20 protein-coding genes are annotated in these 19884 nt (G+C 72.3%); 9 read left to right on the top strand and 11 right to left on the bottom strand.

Annotated features, from left to right (window positions below):
* Window positions 1–22: 22 nt before the first annotated feature.
* A complete protein-coding gene (locus EXE58_RS08650; protein ID WP_135267504.1) occupies window positions 23–1012 on the bottom strand; it encodes a beta-ketoacyl-ACP synthase III in 990 nt (329 codons plus the stop codon).
* Window positions 1013–1101: 89 nt separating this feature from the next.
* Here EXE58_RS08650 and EXE58_RS08645 point away from each other — a divergent pair, with 89 nt between their 5' ends.
* Window positions 1102–1569, top strand: a complete 468-nt coding sequence (locus EXE58_RS08645; RefSeq protein WP_135267503.1) for a carboxymuconolactone decarboxylase family protein — start codon at window positions 1102–1104, stop codon at window positions 1567–1569.
* On the opposite strand, the gene EXE58_RS08640 is transcribed toward EXE58_RS08645, so the two are convergent.
* The 3 genes from EXE58_RS08640 to EXE58_RS08630 are packed head-to-tail and all read right to left on the bottom strand — an operon-like array spanning window position 1559 to window position 3199.
* Window positions 1559–2458, bottom strand: a complete 900-nt coding sequence (locus EXE58_RS08640) for a phosphatase PAP2 family protein (protein WP_135267502.1) — start codon at window positions 2456–2458, stop codon at window positions 1559–1561. The genes EXE58_RS08645 and EXE58_RS08640 overlap by 11 nt on opposite strands.
* A 58-nt stretch (window positions 2459–2516) precedes the next feature.
* On the bottom strand, window positions 2517–2789 hold the full coding sequence (locus tag EXE58_RS08635; protein WP_135267501.1) for a DUF1622 domain-containing protein: 273 nt from the start codon (window positions 2787–2789) through the stop codon (window positions 2517–2519).
* The gene (locus tag EXE58_RS08630) at window positions 2786–3199 is read right to left on the bottom strand and encodes a DUF1622 domain-containing protein (RefSeq protein ID WP_208544178.1); all 414 of its coding nucleotides are present in this window, start codon (window positions 3197–3199) and stop codon (window positions 2786–2788) included. The genes EXE58_RS08635 and EXE58_RS08630 overlap by 4 nt, the downstream gene beginning before the upstream one ends.
* Before the next feature lie 130 nt (window positions 3200–3329).
* On the opposite strand from EXE58_RS08630, the gene EXE58_RS08625 reads away from it, so the two are divergent.
* From EXE58_RS08625 to EXE58_RS08605, 5 genes are all read left to right on the top strand, one after another.
* Window positions 3330–4466 (top strand): MalY/PatB family protein, encoded by a 1137-nt coding sequence (locus tag EXE58_RS08625; RefSeq protein WP_135267500.1) that lies wholly within the window; start codon window positions 3330–3332, stop codon window positions 4464–4466.
* Between the two features lie 92 nt (window positions 4467–4558).
* Window positions 4559–4843 carry a hypothetical protein gene (locus tag EXE58_RS08620; protein ID WP_135267499.1) on the top strand — a complete coding sequence of 95 codons (285 nt, stop codon included), beginning with the start codon at window positions 4559–4561 and terminating at the stop codon, window positions 4841–4843.
* The gene (locus EXE58_RS08615; RefSeq protein ID WP_135267498.1) at window positions 4827–6317 is read left to right on the top strand and encodes a WXG100-like domain-containing protein; all 1491 of its coding nucleotides are present in this window, start codon (window positions 4827–4829) and stop codon (window positions 6315–6317) included. The genes EXE58_RS08620 and EXE58_RS08615 overlap by 17 nt, the downstream gene beginning before the upstream one ends.
* Window positions 6290–7327, top strand: coding sequence for a hypothetical protein (locus EXE58_RS08610; RefSeq protein WP_135267497.1), 1038 nt, complete (start codon window positions 6290–6292; stop codon window positions 7325–7327). The genes EXE58_RS08615 and EXE58_RS08610 overlap by 28 nt, the downstream gene beginning before the upstream one ends.
* 31 nt (window positions 7328–7358) lie before the next feature.
* Entirely contained in the window at window positions 7359–8528 is a 1170-nt protein-coding gene (locus EXE58_RS08605; protein ID WP_279638267.1) for a nucleotide sugar dehydrogenase, read from the top strand.
* Between the two features lie 295 nt (window positions 8529–8823).
* On the opposite strand, the gene EXE58_RS08600 is transcribed toward EXE58_RS08605, so the two are convergent.
* The 7 genes from EXE58_RS08600 to EXE58_RS08570 all read right to left on the bottom strand — a co-directional run bounded on the left by EXE58_RS08600 (window position 8824) and on the right by EXE58_RS08570 (window position 17589).
* Window positions 8824–10557, bottom strand: coding sequence for a glycosyltransferase family 2 protein (locus EXE58_RS08600; RefSeq protein WP_135267496.1), 1734 nt, complete (start codon window positions 10555–10557; stop codon window positions 8824–8826).
* A complete protein-coding gene (locus EXE58_RS08595; RefSeq protein WP_135267495.1) occupies window positions 10558–12378 on the bottom strand; it encodes a glycosyltransferase family A protein in 1821 nt (606 codons plus the stop codon). It lies immediately after the preceding gene.
* Window positions 12375–13322 (bottom strand): glycosyltransferase family protein, encoded by a 948-nt coding sequence (locus tag EXE58_RS08590; protein ID WP_135267494.1) that lies wholly within the window; start codon window positions 13320–13322, stop codon window positions 12375–12377. The genes EXE58_RS08595 and EXE58_RS08590 overlap by 4 nt, the downstream gene beginning before the upstream one ends.
* Window positions 13319–14341 carry a sulfotransferase family protein gene (locus tag EXE58_RS08585; RefSeq protein ID WP_135267493.1) on the bottom strand — a complete coding sequence of 341 codons (1023 nt, stop codon included), beginning with the start codon at window positions 14339–14341 and terminating at the stop codon, window positions 13319–13321. Before EXE58_RS08585 ends, EXE58_RS08590 begins: the two co-directional genes overlap by 4 nt.
* A gap of 241 nt (window positions 14342–14582) precedes the next feature.
* A complete protein-coding gene (locus EXE58_RS08580) occupies window positions 14583–15968 on the bottom strand; it encodes a GH1 family beta-glucosidase (RefSeq protein WP_135267492.1) in 1386 nt (461 codons plus the stop codon).
* Window positions 15965–16429: an LIC_13387 family protein gene (locus EXE58_RS08575; protein ID WP_135267491.1), complete on the bottom strand. Its 465-nt coding sequence runs from the start codon at window positions 16427–16429 to the stop codon at window positions 15965–15967. Before EXE58_RS08575 ends, EXE58_RS08580 begins: the two co-directional genes overlap by 4 nt.
* On the bottom strand, window positions 16426–17589 hold the full coding sequence (locus tag EXE58_RS08570; protein ID WP_135267490.1) for an FAD-dependent monooxygenase: 1164 nt from the start codon (window positions 17587–17589) through the stop codon (window positions 16426–16428). The genes EXE58_RS08575 and EXE58_RS08570 overlap by 4 nt, the downstream gene beginning before the upstream one ends.
* 59 nt (window positions 17590–17648) lie before the next feature.
* Here EXE58_RS08570 and EXE58_RS08565 point away from each other — a divergent pair, with 59 nt between their 5' ends.
* The 3 genes from EXE58_RS08565 to EXE58_RS08555 all read left to right on the top strand — a co-directional run bounded on the left by EXE58_RS08565 (window position 17649) and on the right by EXE58_RS08555 (window position 19701).
* Complete coding sequence (locus EXE58_RS08565) at window positions 17649–18245, top strand: TetR/AcrR family transcriptional regulator (protein WP_135267489.1); 597 nt, start codon at window positions 17649–17651, stop codon at window positions 18243–18245.
* On the top strand, window positions 18242–18922 hold the full coding sequence (locus tag EXE58_RS08560) for a pirin family protein (protein WP_135267488.1): 681 nt from the start codon (window positions 18242–18244) through the stop codon (window positions 18920–18922). The genes EXE58_RS08565 and EXE58_RS08560 overlap by 4 nt, the downstream gene beginning before the upstream one ends.
* A 212-nt stretch (window positions 18923–19134) precedes the next feature.
* Window positions 19135–19701: a YceI family protein gene (locus tag EXE58_RS08555; protein WP_135267487.1), complete on the top strand. Its 567-nt coding sequence runs from the start codon at window positions 19135–19137 to the stop codon at window positions 19699–19701.
* Window positions 19702–19884 lie beyond the last annotated feature (183 nt).

Raw genomic sequence — 19884 nt, 5'->3', positions numbered from 1 at the left:
CCCGCCTGAGCCGGCGAACGTCTCAGGCCACCGGCGGCAGCGCCACGACCTGGCCTGCATAGCTCAGCCCGGCACCGAACGCGATGAGCAGCGCCACGTCACCGACCTCCGCCTCCCCCTTGCGCAGCATCGCCTCCATGGCCAGCGGCACCGAGGCTGCGGAGGTGTTGCCGGAGTCGACGACGTCGGTGGCCACCGCGACGGACTCCGGCAGCTTGATGTTCCTCGCCAGGGTCTGGGTGATGCGCAGGTTGGCCTGGTGCGGGATGAAGGCGTCGAGGTCGTCGATCGCGACGCCCGCCAGGCGCAGTGCCTCGTGGGCCACCTCGGCCATGGCGAAGGGCGCCCAGCGGAAGACCGCCGTCCCCTCCATCTGCACGACGGGAGAACCGTGGCCGCCGAGGCAGCTCGGGGTCTGGGTGATCACGTGGGCCTGGGACCCGTCCGAACCCCACGCCGTCGGGCCGATGCCGGTCGCGTCGGAAGGACCCACGACCACGGCACCGGCACCGTCGGCGAAGATGAAGGCGGTGCCCCGGTCGGTCGGGTCCATGAAGCGGCTCAGCTGCTCGACGCCGATCACCATCACGTGGGTCTCGGCGCCGGACCGCACCATTGACGAGGCGAGGTTGAGGGCGTGGCAGAAGCCGGCACACCCGGCGGAGACGTCGAAGGCCGCCGCCTTCACGCCGAGCGCATCGGCGACCAGCGCAGCCGAGGCCGGCGTGTGCTCGGGGTGCGTCGACGTGGCCACGATGACGCAGCCGAGCTGGTCGGCACGCACGCCGGCCGCCTCGAGGGCCCGCTCGGCGGCTGAGGTGGCCATGCCGACGAGGGTCTCCTCCTCCCCGGCGAAGCGTCGCGTCCTGATGCCCGAGCGCGTCCGGATCCACTCGTCGTCGGAGTCGAGGACCTCGCAGATCTCGTCGTTGGTGACGAGGCGCTCGGGCCGGTGGACCCCCAGGCCCAGCATCGCCGCGTGCGTGAGGTCTGCTGGCTGCTGGATGCTCATCCTTCGAGCATAGGCTCGCCCCGGGTGTCACAGAACGCCCACGGCCGGCGTCTTGATGTCGTACATCCCGAACGACCCAGGAGGACGACATGACCGGAACGACGAGGATCCCCCCGGCCGAGATCACCGGCTTCAAGGGCGCCCTGATCAGGCGGTTCGCCAAGAGGCAGCTGGGCCAGGTGCCGAGCTCGCTCGGCGTCATGTGGAACAACCAGGACGTGCTGATGAGCATGGCCGGCGTCGGCGGCAAGGTGAAGAAGTGGCACACCTGCGACGAGCAGCTGAAGTCGTTCGCGCACATGGCGGTCGCCGCCCAGGTCGGCTGCAGCTGGTGCCTGGACTTCAACTACTTCGAGGCCCACAACAACGACCTCGACATGGACAAGGCGCGCGAGGTGCCGCGCTGGCGCGAGTCCGACGCCTTCTCGCCCCTGGAGCGGGACGTGCTGGCCTACGCGGAGGCGATGACCCACACTCCACCGACCGTCACCGACGAGATGGTCGCCGGCCTCCGCGAGCAGCTCGGTGACGCCGCACTGGTCGAGCTCAGCCGCTGAGCCGCACCCGGTCGTCAGGGCGGCCGCCCTCGGCCTCGTTGACCCCGAGGACCCACAGGATCCCGGCGAGCACGGCGAGGACCGTGCCGATGATGAGCAGCCCCGCCGACAGGAACGCGAGCAGACCGCCCGCCAGGCTGTCCCGCACCGGGGCGAGCGTGGACAGCCCCCCGCCAAGGGCGGCCCCGATCGCGAGCGACGCGCCGGACACCACGAGCCACCACCTCAGCCCCACGGGGGCGGACGCGTGCGGACGAGGCTCGGCGTACGCCGCCACCACGGACAGGGCGACCATGGTGCACACCCCGACGACCAGGAACGACGCCATCGCGTCGGCCGTGCGGTGCCACCCGGCGAACATGGTGGCGAGGGCGATGACGGTGGCGAAGCCGCCCCCGGCCAGTGCCGTGGCCGCGTGCCAGGCAGGGGGCAGCACGATGAGGAGGGCGGTCACCGCGGAGAACGCGGCGGTCGCATGCCCGCTGGGCAGGCTGTTCAACGTGGCCGGCCCGATCTCGTCCAGGCCCAGGTCAGGTCGCTCCAGGACATAGCTCTTGAGCACCCGGCTCACCACGTTGGCCACCACCAGCAGGCCGATGGCAGCCAGCCCCCGGATCCTGTCGAGCCGGAGGAGGGCGATGACCGCGACCACCGCCACCGCGCCCAGCAAGGAGCCCACGGAGACGACGTCGAGGACCGAGTCCACCGTGTCACGGATGGGTGACCCGCTGGCGATGGCGCCGCGCAGGGCAGCGTCGCTGACCAGCCGCCCCTGCTCGGTGCGCACCGAGACGACGTAGACGAGCACGAAGGCCACGGCGTACGCGGTCGCCAGCATCGCCGGCCACCACGTCGCCGGCACGCGGATCCCTCTCCCCGAGTCGGTCACGCCGACCATCCTCTCGGATCCGCCGGGAGGTCCGGCAGGGCACGGGTGCCGTGATCGACTACGGCTCTGCCGCTGAGCCGTTCCGGAGCGTGCCGGCCGTGGCCGACAGGCTCCACGTCACCAACTTGCGCACCGCCACGATGCCCGCAGCGGACGCGATGGCCGTCCAGGTCTCCGCGCTCGCCAGACGCAGCAGGCCGGCGGCCAGCAAGAAGTCCAGGCCGAGCGCCAGGGCCGGCCTGAGCTCGCGTATCGCCGCGAGGGCGACCGCGACGACGACGACGGCGCCGACCCCGAGTAGCCACGAGGTCACGCCCAGCGTCGTGGTCATGGTCGCTGCGGCCTGCTGTCGTGCCCGTCCTGCGCCTTCTTCTCGTCGTGCTCGATCATCGCCTGCTCGTCGCGGATCTCACGCGCCAGGAAGAAGTTCAGAGCGGTGCGGATGGCGGCGACGGCGGCCAGCTTGCCCAGCTCCTCGAAGCTCGGCGCGACGGCGGTGCGCAGCACGTCGCTGGCAAGCTGGAACTCCAGACCCAGGGCCAGGAACCGGCCCAGCGTCAGGCGCACGGGCACGAAGGCCGCCGGGTTCCGCTTCGGCAGCACTCGCAGGAAATGGAAGAACGCGACGGCGGCACCCACCACGATCACCAGGGCTCCCGCTGCCTCGACCAGGACCACGAGGGCGTCCACCGCCGTGCGGAGCCACTCGTCGGACACCAAGGACTCCATCGACCCAGACACGAAGGGACTCGTACCCAGCAGCTTCGCCCGGATGCCCTGCGGGCGTGCGTCGAGTGGGCGGTCGGAGGCCGAGAAGTGAGCGTGCGACGCCTCCAGCCGCCCACTCGACCTCTCGGATAGCGTCGAGCACATGATCCGCGACCTCGCCGACGACGAGGCCCGTCGGGCGCTGCGGCTCAAGTGGGGCACCATCCCAGAGGGCGTGCTGCCGGCATGGGTGGCGGAGATGGACTACGCCGTCGCCGAGCCCATCACCGAGGCGCTGCACCGGGCGATCGACGACGGCGTCACGGGCTACCCCCGCTTCGAGCACGGCGGCGAGCTGGGGGCGGCGTACTCCCGCTTCGCCCGGCGGCACTTCGGCCACGCCGTCGACCCGGACCTCGTGCTCCCCACCGTCGACGTGACGGCCGGTGTGCGGCTGGCGCTCGACGTGCTGAGCGAGCCGGGGCCGATGGTGATGCCGGTGCCGGCCTACTCGCCCCAGCTCGCGATTGCGGAGATCACCGGGCGCGAGCGCGTCGACCTGGTCGTCGACCCCGACGCAGCACGCGCGGGAATCGACCTCGACCGGCTCGACCGGCTCTTCCGTGACGGCGCGCGGACGTTGCTGCTCACCCAGCCGCACAACCCGTGGGGTCGCGTGTTCAGCCGCGAAGAGCTCGAGGGCGTCCGCGACGTGCTGACCCGCCACGGCGGCCGCGTCGTGAGCGACGAGATCCACGCGCCGCTGGTGCTGCCGGGCGCCGAGCACACGCCGTACCTCTCCCTCGACGGCACCGCCGACCACGCCGTCGCGGTCGTCGCCGCGTCCAAGGCGTTCAACATCGCCGGGCTCAAGTGCGCCCAGGTCGTGTGCGGCGACGAGGCGACGCGCGACCGGCTCTGGCGCGTCCCGATGGCACGCAACGACTCGTGGTCCTCGCTCGGCGTGGTCGGCTCGGTCGCTGCCTACGAGTACGGCGACCCGTGGCTCGCCGCGCTCCTCGAGCGGCTCGACTCCCAGCGCTCGCTCCTCGCGGACCTGCTCGCCGAGCACCTGCCCGACGCGCGGATGCGCCCGCTCGAGGCGACCTACCTGGCGTGGCTCGACCTGCGGGCCTACGGCCACGACGACCCGGCAGCGGTGTGCCTGGAGAAGGGGCGCGTGCAGCTCAGCGCCGGCGCCGACTACGCGCCGGGGCTCGACGGCCACGTGCGCCTCAACATCGCCACCTCACCCGACCGGCTCACCGAGATCGTCCGCCGGATGGCGCTCGCGCTCTGACCGGTGCACGACCTGGCTCGTGCACAACCTGCCGGCTGCAGGTTTGGTGTCGGCGCCAGCCGGGCAGTCTCCCCTCACGCCAGGAGGTGGACATGCCGATCACGATGAGGCCGGACGCAGTCCGTGCCGGCTGGGTCTACGCCCACAACGCAGCCGCCGAGCTGCACGGTGCGCGGGGTCGCCGGTCCGATGCGGCCGGGCACGCGATGGCAGACCTGACCTCGTGCCTCAGCGATGCCGCGTCCGACATGGACGGTGTCCTCGAGGTGGTGCTCGGCGTGATCGCGGAGCACGGCACCAACGTCGAGGACTGCATCACCGACTTCGAGGCGACCGACGGCAACTCTGCGGGAGAGTTCCATGGACTTTCTCGATGACGTGATCGCTCGTCTCCGCGACGTGCTCGCCGTCGTGGAGGACATCGACCTCTGGCCACCCTGGAACGCCGCCCAGACCATCGTCAACGCCGTGGCGACCGCCGTCGAGATCATGACCGAGGAGCCCGCGCCCGAGCCCGGCGACCTGACCGAGGCCGCAGCTGCGTGGCGGGCGATCGCGACGTCCGTCGACGCCGCCTGCGACGACCTGACCACCTGCCGCGACAAGATCGACGCCACCGCCTGGCAGGGCGACTCCGGGAGCGCCTTCCGCACGTCCGTCCGGCGGCTGCGCCAGCGCACCGAGACGGCGCCGACCGCTGCCCGCGCCGTGGCCGCCGCGCTCGACACTCTCGCCGACGAGATGACCGCGGCCCGGTCGCGCCACCGCCGGGCCGACGACCAGCTGCGCGACAACCTCGAGCTGTCGTGGGGCGACCTGCTGCCTTGGGAGCTCGTCGACCACCTCCGCGGCATCGTCGAGGGCGTCGTCCACGCGCTCACCGAGGCGATCGGTGCCTACCGCGACGCCTCCGACGCCGTGCGCGTCGCACGCAACGCCATCCGCACCGCCATGGACGAGATCGACCTGCCCGACCACCTCCCCGACGGCATCAGCCCGGTGGCGCTCGTCAACGGGTGGGAGGACGAGGAGGGCCCGCTCTCGGGAGACGCGCTCGAGCAGTACGACGCCGCCTTCGACGACCTCTCCCCCGAGGAGCAGCAGGCGGTGCGTGACGCCCTCGCGAGCGCGCGCAGCGACGAGGAGCGCGCCTGGATCATCGCCGGCGTGGCCTCCGGGCTCGGCGGCGCCGCCCTGGCCAACTACCTCGCCAAGCTCCGCACGATGGACCGCGACGAGCTCGACGACCTCGACCCGCCCACCGACGGGAGCTACGAGCAGCCCGACCAGACGACCTGCGGCTCCTCGAGCCTGGTGATGTCGCGCATGCTCAACGACCCCGCCTACGCACTCTGGATGGAGACCGGCTTCGACCCGCGCACCGGTGAGACCGACCCGCGCACCCCCGAGGAGCGCTTCGCCGACGAGTCGCTCGCCATGCACGACCGCACCAACGCCGTCGTCGACCGCGACGGTGACCTGCAGGCGCCCTGGCCCAAGGCCCTCGGCACGTCGCCGTGGGGCGTCGCCAACGAGATGTCGTCCAACGGCGGCAGCGGCGTGCCCGGCAGCGACTACGAGGTCCAGACCGTGGCCCCGAGCGACCGCGGCGCGACCTACGACCGGATCGCGGGAGCGGTCGAGGACGGTCACAACGTCCCGCTGTACGTTGGCAACGAGACGCGGCCCGGCCACGTCGTGCTCGTCACCGCGAGTGACGGCGACAGCCTCACCCTCTACGACCCCGCCTCGGGCAAGGAGCAGACCATCTCTCGGGACGACTTCACCGACGGTGACCTCGGGGTCTCCGGCTGGGACGAGCCATGGTTCGCCGTCACCCCGTCGCGCTGAGCATCGCGCTGGCAGGCGCGATGACGCTGGCCGGCTGCTCGGACCTCCCCGGGGCGTTCGACACCACCCTCGACGACGTCGCCGTGGCCTCGAAGGTGTGGGGCGACCCGTGGGTGGCGCCGGACTCAGCGACGGCACCCGGCCCGGGATATGGCTCGAACGGCTGGGTCGACCGAGAGGTCGCGCGCCGCACCACCCCCTACCGCAGTCCGGTCGAGGCAGCGGCCGAGGCCGAGCTCGGGGCTGCCGCCGCGGCTGGCTGGGTCCCCACGTCCAGCGGCTGTGAGGGTGACGAGGTGCGCGTCGCGCTCGTCGGCCCGGACGCAGCCCTCGCCTCGTTGGTCGTGACGCCCGACGGCGGCGGGTCCGAGGTGGTGCTGAGCGCCGTCACGCCCCACCACCTCGACAAGGACTGGGCCGCCCCCTCGCCGGCGACCGACACCTGTCTGGACGGCGGCGAGGACGACTACACCGAGCCACCCGGCGGGTCCGAGCCCCTGCGGGAGTCCGACGTCCCGGAGGCCGACGGCGCCTCGTGGCAGGCTGAGGAGCTGCCGGACGAGTCGAAGCTCCTCCTGGCTGCGGTCAACACGGATCCTGCCCTGTCCGCCCTGGACGTCCAGGTCACCGAGCCCACGCTCGACGAGGGAGACAACCGGCGTCGTGCTCCGGCAGCAGAGACGACCGTCGAGGCGACCGACCTGCGGGCGTTGGCCGACCTGTTGCCGGGCTGGCAGCTGACCTACGCCGCCTGTGGCGCTGAGGGACCCGTCCGCGCGACGTTCCTGGGCGACCTCGACGCGGGGCCGGCTGTCATCGGCGCCCTGGTCGAGCCCAGCGGGGCGACCTTGCGCGTCACCCTGCCCGTCGCCGAGGGGCCCGAGCCCACCTGGCTCGCCGCCATCACCGAGCTGACCGACACCCGGTGCTGGCGTCGTACCCCCCGCAGGCTCGTGGTCGACGGCACTCCCGCGGTCCTGCCAGACGTCCTGACTCCGATCGCAGACTGACCGGGCCGGTCAAGTACGGCACAATCGCGCCGTGACCAAGATTTCGGTGGCCGGCCTCGGCTACGTCGGCCTGTCCATGTCGATGCTGCTGGCTCGCCACAACACCGTCGTCGGCCTCGACCTCGACGCCGACCGGATCGCCCAGCTGCAGCGGGGCGAGAGTCCCATCCAGGACGAGGAGATCTCGCGCTTCCTGGCCGAGGAGCAGCTCGACATCAGCTTCACCACCGATCCGGAGGAGGCGCACCGCGACGCTGCCTTCGTGCTGATCGCGACGCCGACCAACTACGACCCGGTCACCAACTACTTCGACACCTCCGCCGTCGAGCACGTCATCCGCGACGTCCAGCGGATCAACCCCGACGCGACGATGGTGATCAAGTCGACGATCCCGGTGGGCTTCGTCGAGGACGTACGCCGCCGGCTCGGCACCGCGAACGTGATCTTCTCCCCGGAGTTCCTCCGCGAGGGCAAGGCGCTGTGGGACAACCTCCACCCCTCACGCATCGTGGTCGGCGAGGAGTCGGCGCGGGCCCGCGAGTTCGCCGAGCTGCTCGTCAAGGGCGCCGACGACGACGACGTGCCCGTCCTCTTCACCCAGCCCACCGAGGCCGAGGCGATCAAGCTGTTCGCCAACACCTACCTCGCGATGCGGGTCGCCTACTTCAACGAGCTCGACTCCTTCGCGATGGCGCGTGGACTCTCCACGCGCCAGATCGTCGACGGCGTCGGTCTCGACCCGCGCATCGGCACCCACTACAACAACCCGTCGTTCGGCTACGGCGGGCTGTGCCTGCCCAAGGACACCAAGCAGCTGCTCGCGAACTACAACGAGGTGCCCCAGACGCTGATCTCGGCGATCGTCGACGCCAACACCACGCGCAAGGACGTCGTCGCCTTCGACATCATCGACCGCGAGCCCGACGTCGTCGGGATCCACCGGCTCATCATGAAGGCCGGCTCCGACAACTTCCGCGAGTCCTCGGTGCAGGGGATCATGAAGCGGCTCAAGGGCAAGGGCATCGAGGTCATCGTCTACGAGCCCGAGCTCGACGACGACCAGTGGTTCGGCTCCGAGGTGACCCACGACCTGGCGTCGTTCAAGGAGCGCGTCGACCTGATCGTCGCCAACCGGATGGTCGACGAGCTCGCCGACGTGGCCGACAAGGTCTACACGCGCGACCTCTTCGGCGCCGACTGAGGCGTCGTACCTCCACCTCGGCCTGCCGTCGGCCTGGCGCCCGGCCTGGGGCCCGACCCACGGTGGCGGCGTACGACACCGGCGCCCCCCACCGTGGCGGCGTACGACACCGGCGCGACCCAGAGTGGCGGCGTACGACACCGGCGCAAACCAGAGTGGCGGCGTACGACACCTCAACGCCCGGATTGCATGTCGTGTGCCGCCAGGGTGGTCGCCGGCCGGGGAGACCTGGGTGATATCCGGCGACTCTCGGCAGGTTCACGCCGACTCGGCGGGACATAAGCGCCGACTCGGGTCAGCGGCGCCGGCCGAAGAGGCCGCGGCGCACCTCGGCGGAGTCGTCGTCGGCCCGGCCGCCGGCCGGGGCCGGCGCGGGGACGACGGGACCCGACCCTCCGTTGCGACCACTGTCGGGGCGGCCCGCAGGCGGCCGCGGCTCGAAGGCGGGGGGTACGGCGTCGTGGTGCACGCCCGGGGGCGCGGGCATCGCCGCGCGAGCAGGACCACGCCTGCCGGTCGCCCGGGCCAGGGCCTTGCGCAGGAGGTTGGTGGAGTCGGCGGGGTCGATGGCGGACTTCGCCTTGAGCACGAAGCGCTCGACCTCGCGTTCCATGGTGGGCACGAATCCGACCGAGGTGGCGTCGTAGGACACGACGCCGGCGATCCGGTCGAGCAGCTCGTCGGGGTCGTCGCCGTCGGCGAGCACGCGGGCCACGCGCGCGAGCGCGGCGGTGCGGACCAGCTGGGCGGCCGAGCCGTCGGGGAAGGCGAGCACACGGGCGCCGTGGTGGGTGCGCTCCAGGTCGGCGAGCAGCAGGTCGAGCGCCGGACCCAGCGGGGCGAAGTCGACGCCGGGGAGGATCAGCCGGAACTCCGCGTCGGTGTCGGGCGGCAGTGACTCGACCCCGCCGGAGCCGACGCTGGGCTCGACCAGCCGGACCCGCGGCTCGTGGCGGTAGGTGCGCTCCACGAGCCGGAGGTCGAGCGCCGGGTCGGTCAAGGGGCTGACCCGGTCGTCGCCGACGGTCGACCAGGGACCGAGCACCAGCACCCGCAGGTCGGGGACGTCGCCGTCGAGGAGCGAGTCGACGAGCCGGATGGTCTCGTCGGCGGCGCCGGCCGGGACGACCGCCTCGAGGTAGGGCACCTGGTAGGTGCGGCCGCGGACGTTGCGCTTGGGCCGCATCGTGGGCGCGAGGTCGGCGAGGAAGGTGTCGTTGTGGCGGTTGACGGCGTCCTTGTTCTGCATCACGTGGGAACGGCCCAGGTGCCAGGACTGGGCGGCGTGGTCGGGGATCAGGACGCCTCCGGAGCGGGCGAGCCGGTGGCCCAGCTCGACGTCCTCGCCGAGGACGAGGGTGGGGTCCATGCCGCCGGCGTCGTCGTAGAGCGCCCGGGTCAGCGATCCGGTCGCGCCGACGTGGGCGCGGAAGGCGCGCGGGCCGGCGAGGGTGAGGTCATCGGTGCGCCGCCACATGCCCTCGACCCAGGTGTGCGGCTCGGAGTCGTCGGCGTCGAAGAGCTCCTCGGCCCGGCCGGCGGCCACGATGTCGCGGACCTCGGCGGGGTCGCGGTCGAGCAGGGAGCTCGGATCGACGAACCGCTTGGTGCCGAGCACGACGGCGTAGTCGAGGAGGTGGTGCCACCTCAGCTGGGCCTCGACGTGCTCGCGGTAGGCGAGCATGTCGGAGTCGAGCCAGTGGATGACGTCGCCGTCACCGGCCAGGGCGCCCGTGCGGCAGGCGTTGGCGCGGCCCCAGCCGGAGGTCACGCGCACGACCCGGGTGTTGTCGGGACGGACCTCGGGCAACGTCACCGGCGGCTCGTTGCCGTCGTCGACGACGACCACCTCGAGCAGGTGGCTGGGATAGCTCTGGGCCGCCAGGCCGGCCAGCACCAGCGGCAGGGTGCGTTCAGCCCGCCACGTGGGGATGACGACGCTGACCGAGAGGGTGGGGGTCCACCCGCCCAGGTCGTGGGGCGTGAGCGTGCTCCAGTCGTTGTGGCGCACCACCGGTTGTCTCGGCATTCACTCCCCCCTGACGTCCTGGACGATCCGGCCTGCTGCGGGCAGGTCCGCGTCCAATACTTCCATCGTCCGGCTCGGGGCGAACCCCGACCACTCCGAGTCGAGGATCTCAGCCCTGCGGAACTCCTCCGCGTCACGCTGCCAGGTGTGTCCCCCGGACCCGCGTCGCAGGACGTAGCCGAGGCCGTGCGTGCGGTAGATCCGCCCGCCTGCAGCCTCGACGCCGGCGAGCAGCTGGGCGTCGACGTAGCGCCGCACGCGGCGGAAGTCACCGAGGGAGCGCAGCAGTCCACGGTCGAGGAGCATGGTGCCCCCCGCCACGAACCGTGCGAAGAGCTCGCTGGGGTGGTTGCGCCGGACCGTGGTGTCGGTCTCCTCGAGGTAGACGAACTCCGCCGGCATGCCGACCACGTCGGCCCCGGAGAAGCGGCGCGCCATGAGGAGGTCGTGCACGGCGTCCGGGGAGTACCAGTCGTCGTCGTCGATCTTGAGCACCACCTCGGCCGACGCGGCACGTGCCGCACCGGTGAGGACGTCGCCGAAGAAGGTGTCGGAGTCGAAGGTGAGGACCTGGTGGGGCAGGTCACCGAGGGCACGGCGTACGACGTCGGGGTCGGCCTCGAAGCCGTGGCAGGCGAGCACCAGCTCGATGTCGGCCCCTCGCTGGCGCGCGACCTGCCGCAGGGCGAAGTCGAGCATCTCGGGACGCTTGGTCGAGAGCAGCGCACTGACCGGCGGCAGCCCGACGTGGCGGACGCCGGCGCGGTCGGCCAGGGTGCTCCGCCAGGCGAGGGTCGAGTGGGCGTCGAAGGTCGCGCGGCGGCAGGCGAGGCTGTGCTCCTCACGTCGCAGCGGGTCGTCGAGGTCGACCTGGGACCGCAGTGCCGTGGCCAGCGGCGGGGCGACCTCGGGGCGACCCCACACCTCCAGCGGCACGCCGGAGGCGGCGAGGGCCAGCAGGTCGGCGGTCGCGATGAGGCCGGCGTCGACGCGGACGCCCTGGTGGGGTCGTGCCCGCTCGATGACCGCCTCGGTGACCGGGCCCCGGGTGAGGGTGGCGAGCTCGACGACCGGGAGGTCCCAGTCCTTGCGGAAGCCGATCGGGTGGAAGACCCGCTCGTCGTAGGGGTCCGGCCCGGGGTCGGTCACCACCGTGGGCGGGCGGTCGATGACGTGGTGCGGCTCGACCGAGCCGCGGGCTCCCTCGGGAGCCAGCACGACGTCGGGCGGGACGTCGCGCTCGGAGCTGCCGGCGTCGGCGACGGCGTCGAGGTGGAGGCTGCGCGGGTCGAGGCCGGGTGCGGCGGCACGGCCCGCGTAGGCCGTGACCAGGCCGCCGTGCGCGGTCTCGCCGGGGCCTGCCGCCTGGCGGGCCATCTCCATCACGACCCGCTGGGCGCGGGCACCGGCGTCGAAGCGTACGACGCACAGCACGCCGCGAGTGCCGGCCGTGCGGGCCGTCAGGTGGGTCATCACCGGCCACTCGGGCCGGGGCACGAGCACCCACGGCACCGGGGTCTCGGTGAGCCAGCAGGCCACTGCCCGGCACTGGCCGAGCTGCGGCACGCCGCTGGCGAGCCGGCGGAGCCGGGCCCGGTCGGCCGCCACCACGAGGACCGAGCCCCACCCGCGGCTCGGGCCCGAGAGCGAGGACGCGCCGGTGACCTCGGCGTTGAGGCCGGTGACGTCCTCGATGCCGCGCAGGGCGTCGAGCGCGAGCGAGTCGGTGTCGTCGACCAGGACCAGGGTGGGACCGGGCAGCCTGAGGTCGTGCAGTGGATGACGCTCGGAGTCGAGCGTCGCGGCCTTCTTGGTCGTCATGGGCGCACCCGCTCACGGAGCGACGCGGGCAGGGAGTGGCGCACCAGCGGACGGGGCTGGCGCCAGAGCCAGTCGCGGCTGACGTGGTCGATGACGTGCACGCCCGCGGGGGCCGTGACCTTGACGAGGCCTCCGAGCTCCTCGGCCCGACCGTTGCGGATGGCTTCGTCCACCTCGAACTCGCGGAGCTTGCGGTAGAGGCGGGTGTTGGTGAAGTCGACGCCGTCCTTGCGCCAGTGGGCGTACTCGTCGGCGTCGAGCCACTTCACCTCCACGCACAGTCCCTGCTGGAGGACCAGCCGCTCGACACCGGGCGGCTGCTCGCGCAGCTCCCAGTCGAACGCCTTCACGAACGTCGACTGGGGACCCATCGGGTAGACCCACGGCTCCAGGAAGCGCAGCGAGAGGTCGAGCCAGCCGGTGGACTCGTCGACCACCGTCAGCGGGTGGCGGGGCATGGCCACGACGACCTGTGCGGCCTGCAGCTGCCACGACAGGTCGCGCAGGATGCCGGACCCCTCCGGGGTCAGCACCATGTCGCCGTCCCACTTCATCGAGTAGGTCGTGCGGACGTGGGAGAAGCACCAGTTGTAGAAGTGGGTCAGCGAGTGCACGCTCGTGGCCGGGGTGGCGAGGTGCTCGCCACCCGCGCGGGCCACCTGGTGGGGGTAGTCCAGCACGGTCAGCCGGTCACCGGCGCCGCACTCGTCGGCCACGCGGCGGGCGACGTCGGCCGTGTCGTCGTCGGAGAGGTTGTCGACCAGCAGGACGTGGTCGACCGCCGCGAGGATCGGAGGCAGGACCCAGGGCAGGTTGCGTGCCTCGTTGCGCACCCGGAAGACGCAGGTCAGGCCCGGCGTGAGCGCCTCCCGCGACCCACCCGACCAAGGCCAGGTGACGTCGTACTCGGGGAGTCCCTCGAGGGATGCGATGTCGGGAGTCACGGGCGCTCTCGGTGGAGGACCTTGCGGATCCGCTGGCGCGCGCCCGGGGGGACCATGGCGCGCACCGCGTGGGGGACGCGGTCCGACGCGCGGGACGTCGGGGCGTGCGCCGCACTCGCCTCGCCGGCACGACGCGCGGCCAGGACGGAGGAGTGGGCGAAGGCCTCGGCCTCGGCGTACTGCTCCAGGTAGGCCGCCCGCAGCTCGTCGCAGCGGGCGTGGGCCTTGGCGGTGTCGCCGCCCTCGTCGGCGAGGCCGTCGAGCACCTCCCAGGTCTCCTCGGCCAGCTCGCGCAGGCGGGAGGGGACGGCGACGTCGTCCCACGTCAGCGTCACCCGACGCAGCGAGGGGTCGATGAAGCGGTGCACCTCGGCGATGTCGACGGCCATCGCGGTCTTCACCGCCGCGAGATCGAACGCCTCTCCGATGGCGAACACCGGCTGGGTCCAGTCGGTGAGCAGGTCGGCGTACCTCACGAACCGGCGCTGCTCGCCGCGGGTGGCGCGCTCGGTGTGGAGCATCATGTTGACCCAGGCGGCGGTGCGGGTGACATCACCCTGACCTGCGTCGTAGTACTTCTGCTTGGAGCCGACCACCTCGGTGACCGGCCGCAGCATCGTCACGAAGGACGGCGTGGCGTCGCAGCGCTCGGCGCAGGCCCGCCACAGGCCGAGGAACCAGGCCGCCCGCGGATCCTTGATCACCAGCTCGTCGTGGGCGGCGAGCTCGCCCTCCAGCCAGGTCGCGACGCGCTCGCGCGTGGCATGGTCACCGCTGGTCGTGCCCGAGTCGAGCCACGCCCGCGGTCGGGCGTCGGAGACCTGGACACCGCTGCGCTTGAGCAGCTCGTCGTGGAGGTCGACCACCCAGCGCGGCTCGCCGAACCCCTTGGGGTTGGTGGCGTCGGCGACGACCTCGGGCTGCGGCACGTGGAGGCCGAGGGTCTTGAGCGCGCCGGCCATCGTGCTCGTGCCGGACCGGCCCGAGCCGACCACGAAGACGACCCGTCGGCTGCTCATGGGGCGAGCCTATCGGTGCTGCCGCCTCGTCGCCGGGTCACCGTCGGTGCCTCGGACCCATCCCGCAAACGGTCGTCGGCGTGAAATCAAGGTTACTTTCACGACGAGAGGCACGCGCTGGGGTCGGGGGGCCTGCGGGTCCGCAGCCGAGGTCAACACATCGCCGCACGGCAAGGCCTTCGATCAGGGCATGCACCGCCTCGAGTGCACGCGGACTCAGTGACCGGTCTCCCAGGAGCTCTCAGCCCCGCGGCTGCTCCTGCCGGGGCTGGGCGGCGATCATGTCGGCGTACCACTGGAACGACTTCTTGGGAGTCCGCTCCTGGGTGTCGCGGTCGACGTGGACCAGGCCGTAGCGCTGGCTGAGGCCTTCGGACCACTCGAAGGTGTCGAGCAGCGACCAGCAGTAGTAGCCGCGGATGTCGACTCCACGCCTGATCGCCTCGCCGACGGCGCGCAGGTGGGCGTCGATGTAGTCGATGCGCGGCTGGTCGTCGACCGTGCCGTCAGGCCCCGGCTCCATGTTGTAGGCCGCGCCCGACTCGGTGATCATGATCGGCGGCAGCGCGGCGCGGTAGCGCGCGCGGAACATGATGAGCCACTCGCGCAGCGCGTCGGGCACGACGGGCCACCCGCGGTCGGTGGCCGGGTAGCCCAGCACGTCGCAGAAGTCGAAGGGCAGGTCTGCGTCCTCGTGCGCAGCCGCGATGCGCATCGGGTTGTAGTAGTTGACGCCGTAGAAGTCGAGGGGCTGGCGGATGGTGGCCATGTCGCCGGGCTCGGCGAGTCCCTCGAGCAGCGGCATCAGGTCGGCCGGGTAGCGCCCGAGCAGCATCGGCTCGAGGAACATGCCGTTCCACAGCGCGTCGAAGATCTTGCTGGCGCCCACGTCGGCGTCGGCGTCGGTGGCCGGCCACACCGGACCGTGGTTGTTGGCGCAGCCGATGCTGACCTCCCGGTCGGCCGACCCGGCGGTACGACGCAGCTCGATCGCGGCGCGCCCGTGGGCCAGCAGCAGGTGGTGGGCCGCCCACAGCGCGTCGAACATGAGGGTCCGGCCCGGTGCCTGCTGGCCGTTGCCGTAACCGAGGAAGGTGTGGACGTTGGGCTCGTTGACCGGGACCCAGTGCTCGACCCGGTCGCCGAACCGCTCGCCCACGATGGCGGCGTACTCGGCGAAGCAGTCGACGGTCCCCCGGTTGATCCAGCCGCCCTCGTCCTCGAGCGCCTGGGGCAGGTCGGCGTGGTAGAGCGTCACCATGGGGGCGATGTCGTTGCCGAGCAGGGTGTCGATGAGCCGGTCGTAGAACGCGAGGCCGGCCGGGTTGGGACGCCCGCGGCCGGTCGGCTGGATGCGCGACCAGCTCATGGAGAAGCGGTAGCCGCTGGCGCCGAGCTCCTTCATGAGGGCGACGTCCTCGCCGACCCGGTGGTAGTGGTCGGCCGCGACGGCCCCCGTGGTGCCGTCGACGATCCGCCCCGGCTGAGCGCTGAACGTGTCCCAGATGCAGGGACCCCTGCCGTCCTCGGCCACTGCGCCCTCGACCTGGTAGGCCGCGGTGCTGGTGCCGAAACGGAAGCCCGGCGGGAGCAGCGGAAAGCCGCCGGCCGGGGAAGAGGCGCTCACATGTCGAAGATATCCGCAGGAACCGGCTGCTGTACGCGGGTTGGGCGAGGTCGCAGGACCGCGGCGGACACCACCGCCACGGCCGCTGCTCCGAGGAGCACGATCGGCGGAGGCGGCAGCAGAAGCGCGCTGATCGCCCACGCGGGGACGAGCACGAGGGCCAGCAGGACCACCATGCCTCTCGCCACCAGCTCGGGGGCGCGGCGCAGGACGAGGAGCACCAGCGCCCCCAGCCCGACGAGCATCAGGGCCATCATCAGGCTGAAGCCGACGTAGAGGTCCCAGTAGCTGCGCTCCAGGCCCGCGACCGTGACCGGGGCGGCGGCCATCGCGTCACGGATCGCGGTGTCCGCCGGCGAGGTGGTTGCGGCGCTGCTGATCGCGACGAGCGTCGTGTGGCCGACGCCGGTGATGACGAGCAGCCAGCCTGCGACGGTGGCGGCGACGGTCCTGGTCCTCATGCGGGCTCCTGTGCTGTGGGGTGGGTGTGGACGTGCGGGGTGGCCGGCGGCCGCCAGTCATGGGCGGCGGCGGAGGCTCGTCGGGTCGCCCGGTCGGGAGTCATCCGCATCGCCGCGTCCCGCAGGGCGACCAGGTGGGGCTGCGTGAGCCGCGACAGCTGGCCGATGCGCCGGGACTGGCGCGCCAGCGAGGCGACCCGGGGCGCCCGGTGGTCGTCGTACGTCGACAGGGCGCCGGCCACGCTGGGCTCGACGGTCAGGGCGTGGGCCAGCACGACCGCGTCCTCCAGGGCGAGTCCGGCCCCCTGTCCGAGGTTCGGCTCCATCGCGTGGCCGGCATCGCCGACGAGTGAGTACCTGCCCCGGTGCAGGGGCACGCGCCCCGGCGGCAGGTCCGCGACGTCGTGGCGCAGGAGCGTCGAGGGCTCGATCGCCCGCAGCAGGGCGGGGACGGGTGCGTGCCAGTCGGCGAAGCGACGCCGGAGCCAGGCCAGCTCCGTCTCAGCGGTCCGGGCGGGACCGGCGGCGGACAGGGGCGCCGACGCATAGAGATAAGTGCCTCGCCCGCCGAGCGGCACCGTCCCCACGCGGACGCCCGCGCCCCAGGTCTCGCAGAGCTCACGAGGGTCCGCGAGGGGACCGACGCCCGGGGGCACGACGGCACGCCACACCGTGTAGCCACGGCTCGCCGGCTCGACCGCGACGCCCAGCGCGCGTCGCACGGTCGAGCGGAGGCCGTCCGCCCCGACGACGAGGTCGCCCGGCAGCGACTCGATGTCGCTCACGGTCGCGTCGAGGGTCAGCACGCTCGGCTCGAGAGCGCCGGCCAGGGCGTCGACCAGGTCGGCTCGCAGGATCGCCAGCGGACGCCGGGCGCCGGGCTCGGTCACGAGGCTGGAGACCGGGCGTCCGTCGGGCCGTCGGATCGCCACGCCGTCCAGGGCCGTGCCGGCCTGCCGCACGGCGTCCCCCACGCCCAGGAGATCGAGGCAACGCAGCGCGTTGGGCCACAGGACCAGCCCGGCCCCACCGCGATCCAGCGACGTCCGGCGCTCGCGCACCGTCACCTCCCACCCCGTTCGCTGAAGGGCCAGGGCGGTGGCGAGGCCGCCGATACCGCCCCCCACGACGGTGGCGGGGCGTCTCGTGAGCGGGTCCATGCGCCGGACACTACAGGTGTAGAGCCTACCGCGCCACTCTACGCCGGTAGAGTGGCCGGATGGAGCAGCCCGACCGTCGCACCCACATCGCGCGCACGGCACTGCACGTGCTCGCCACCGAGGGAGGGCGCGGCCTGACCCATCGAGCGGTCGACTCCGCCGCCGGCGTCCCAGCGGGGTCTACCTCCTACTACTTCCGCACGCGGGCCGCCCTCCTCAGTGCCTGCCTCGACGACCTCGTCGCCCAGGACCACGACGACCTGGACGTCATGGCACCCCTGCTCACCGCCGACGATGCCGACGGGATGGTCGCGGCGCTGGCCGGGCTCCTCGAGAAGTGGCTGACGAGCGGCCGCGAACGACACCTCGCCCGCTACGAGCTCTCCCTCGAGGCGCTGCGGCGGCCCGAGGTCGCCGCGGTCCTGCACCGTGGCGGCACGGCAGTGCGGGCCCGCGTCGCCGACGTGCTCGCAGGGCTCGGCGTCGAGGACGCGGTCGACAGCGCCGGGTGGCTGGTCGCGGCCCTCGACGGCATCCTGTTCGACCGGCTGGCCGGCGCCAACGCCGCGCTCCCCGTCGACCGAGGCGAGCTGCTCGGCGTCTCGCGCCGCCTCCTCGCAGGGGCGCTCGATCTGCCCCGGGGCGCCACGCCGTGAACGCTCTGCACCGCGGGGCCGCCCGCGCCACCACCACCGCGCCGGGCCGCACGACACGGCACTCCTTCTCCTTCGGGCCCCACCACGACCCGGCCAACCTCGGCTTCGGGCCGATGGTCTGCCACAACGACGACGAGCTGGATCCCGGCGCCGGCTACCCCGACCACCCCCACTCCCACCTGGAGATCGTCACGTGGGTGCTCGAGGGGGCGCTCGTCCACACCTCCTCCGACGGCGCGCGGTCCGTCGTGCAGGCCGGGCAGGCGCAGCTGCTCTCGGCCGGCAGCGGCGTACGCCACTCCGAGATCGCCGACGCGGCCTCGGGGCGCTGCCGGTTCGTCCAGGCCTGGCTTCGGCCCGACGGGCCGGGAGGTACGACGTCATACTCGCTCGGGGAGGCGCCGGCGGGCGCCGACGGCCTGGTCGAGGTGGTCGGCGGGTCCGCCCTCCCGATCCGTGTCACCGGCGCGCGGCTGCTCGTCGCCCGGCTCGCCGCGGGTCAGGCCGTCGCCCTGCCGGAGGCACCGCTGCTGCACGTCTTCGCGGCCACGGGCAGTGCCCGTGTGGGTGGCCTCGACCTGTCCGCCGGCGATGCGGCGCGCCTCTCCGACGACTCCGCGCGCGAGGTCTCGGCCAACGGGCCCAGCGAGCTGCTGGTGTGGTGCTTGCCTCGTTGACCGGGTGATTTCGTCCGGTTCTTCCAAGTTTTCCATCGATCCGCGGACAGGTCGGCGGCCTCATGCGAAGGTTTGCCTCGGCCCCTTGCTGACCCCATGCAGCAAGGGGCCTCGGACTTCTGCGATCTTTTTTCTCCCCCTCGGGAATGTCTGGGCGAGGACCCTCGTTACAGTAGTTGAATCTTCACCCAACTGACTGACCAGGAGTTCACATGAGCGAGTTCGACACCCCCACCACCCTTCTCTCCGACATCGCCGGCGACTACGCCATCGACGCCTCCCACTCACGCTTCGGCTTCGTGGCCCGCCACGCGATGGTGACCAAGGTCCGCGGCCAGTTCAAGGACTTCGAGGGCAAGGCCCACGTCGACACCGCCAACCCGTCGGCCTCGAGCGTCGAGGTCATCCTCGACGTCGCCAGCATCGACACCGGCAGCGCCGACCGCGACGGCCACCTCAAGTCGGCTGACTTCTTCGACGTCGAGAAGTACCCGACCATCAAGTTCGTCGGCACGAACGTCGAGCGCGACGGTGACGACTGGAAGCTCACCGGCGACCTCACCATCAAGGACGTCACCAAGCCCCTCACGATCGAGCTCGAGCAGACCGGCTCGGCCCAGGACCCCTTCGGCAACGTCCGCGTCGGCTTCGAGGGCGACGTCACCGTGAACCGCAAGGACTGGGGCCTGACCTGGAACGCTGCTCTCGAGACCGGCGGCGTGCTCGTCTCCGAGAAGATCAAGCTCGAGTTCGACGTCTCCGCGATCAAGAGCGCCTGACCCCCTGACCGCGAGTCGGCGCCAACCTCCCCCGAGTCGGCGCTGACTTCGCCTCGAGCTGGCGCCAGTCCCTCCCTCAGTCGGCGCCAGCCAACCATCGAGTCGGCGCATCCGTGACCCCCCGTGGCGGATGCGCCGGCTCGGTGCAATTTGGCGCCGACTCAGCGGCACCTTTGCGCCGGC

The organism is Nocardioides seonyuensis (genome assembly GCF_004683965.1).
Classification (GTDB): Bacteria; Actinomycetota; Actinomycetes; order Propionibacteriales; family Nocardioidaceae; genus Nocardioides; species Nocardioides seonyuensis.
The sequence above is the reverse complement of the archived record's forward strand: the minus strand, read 5'-3'. Positions and strand labels throughout refer to the sequence as shown.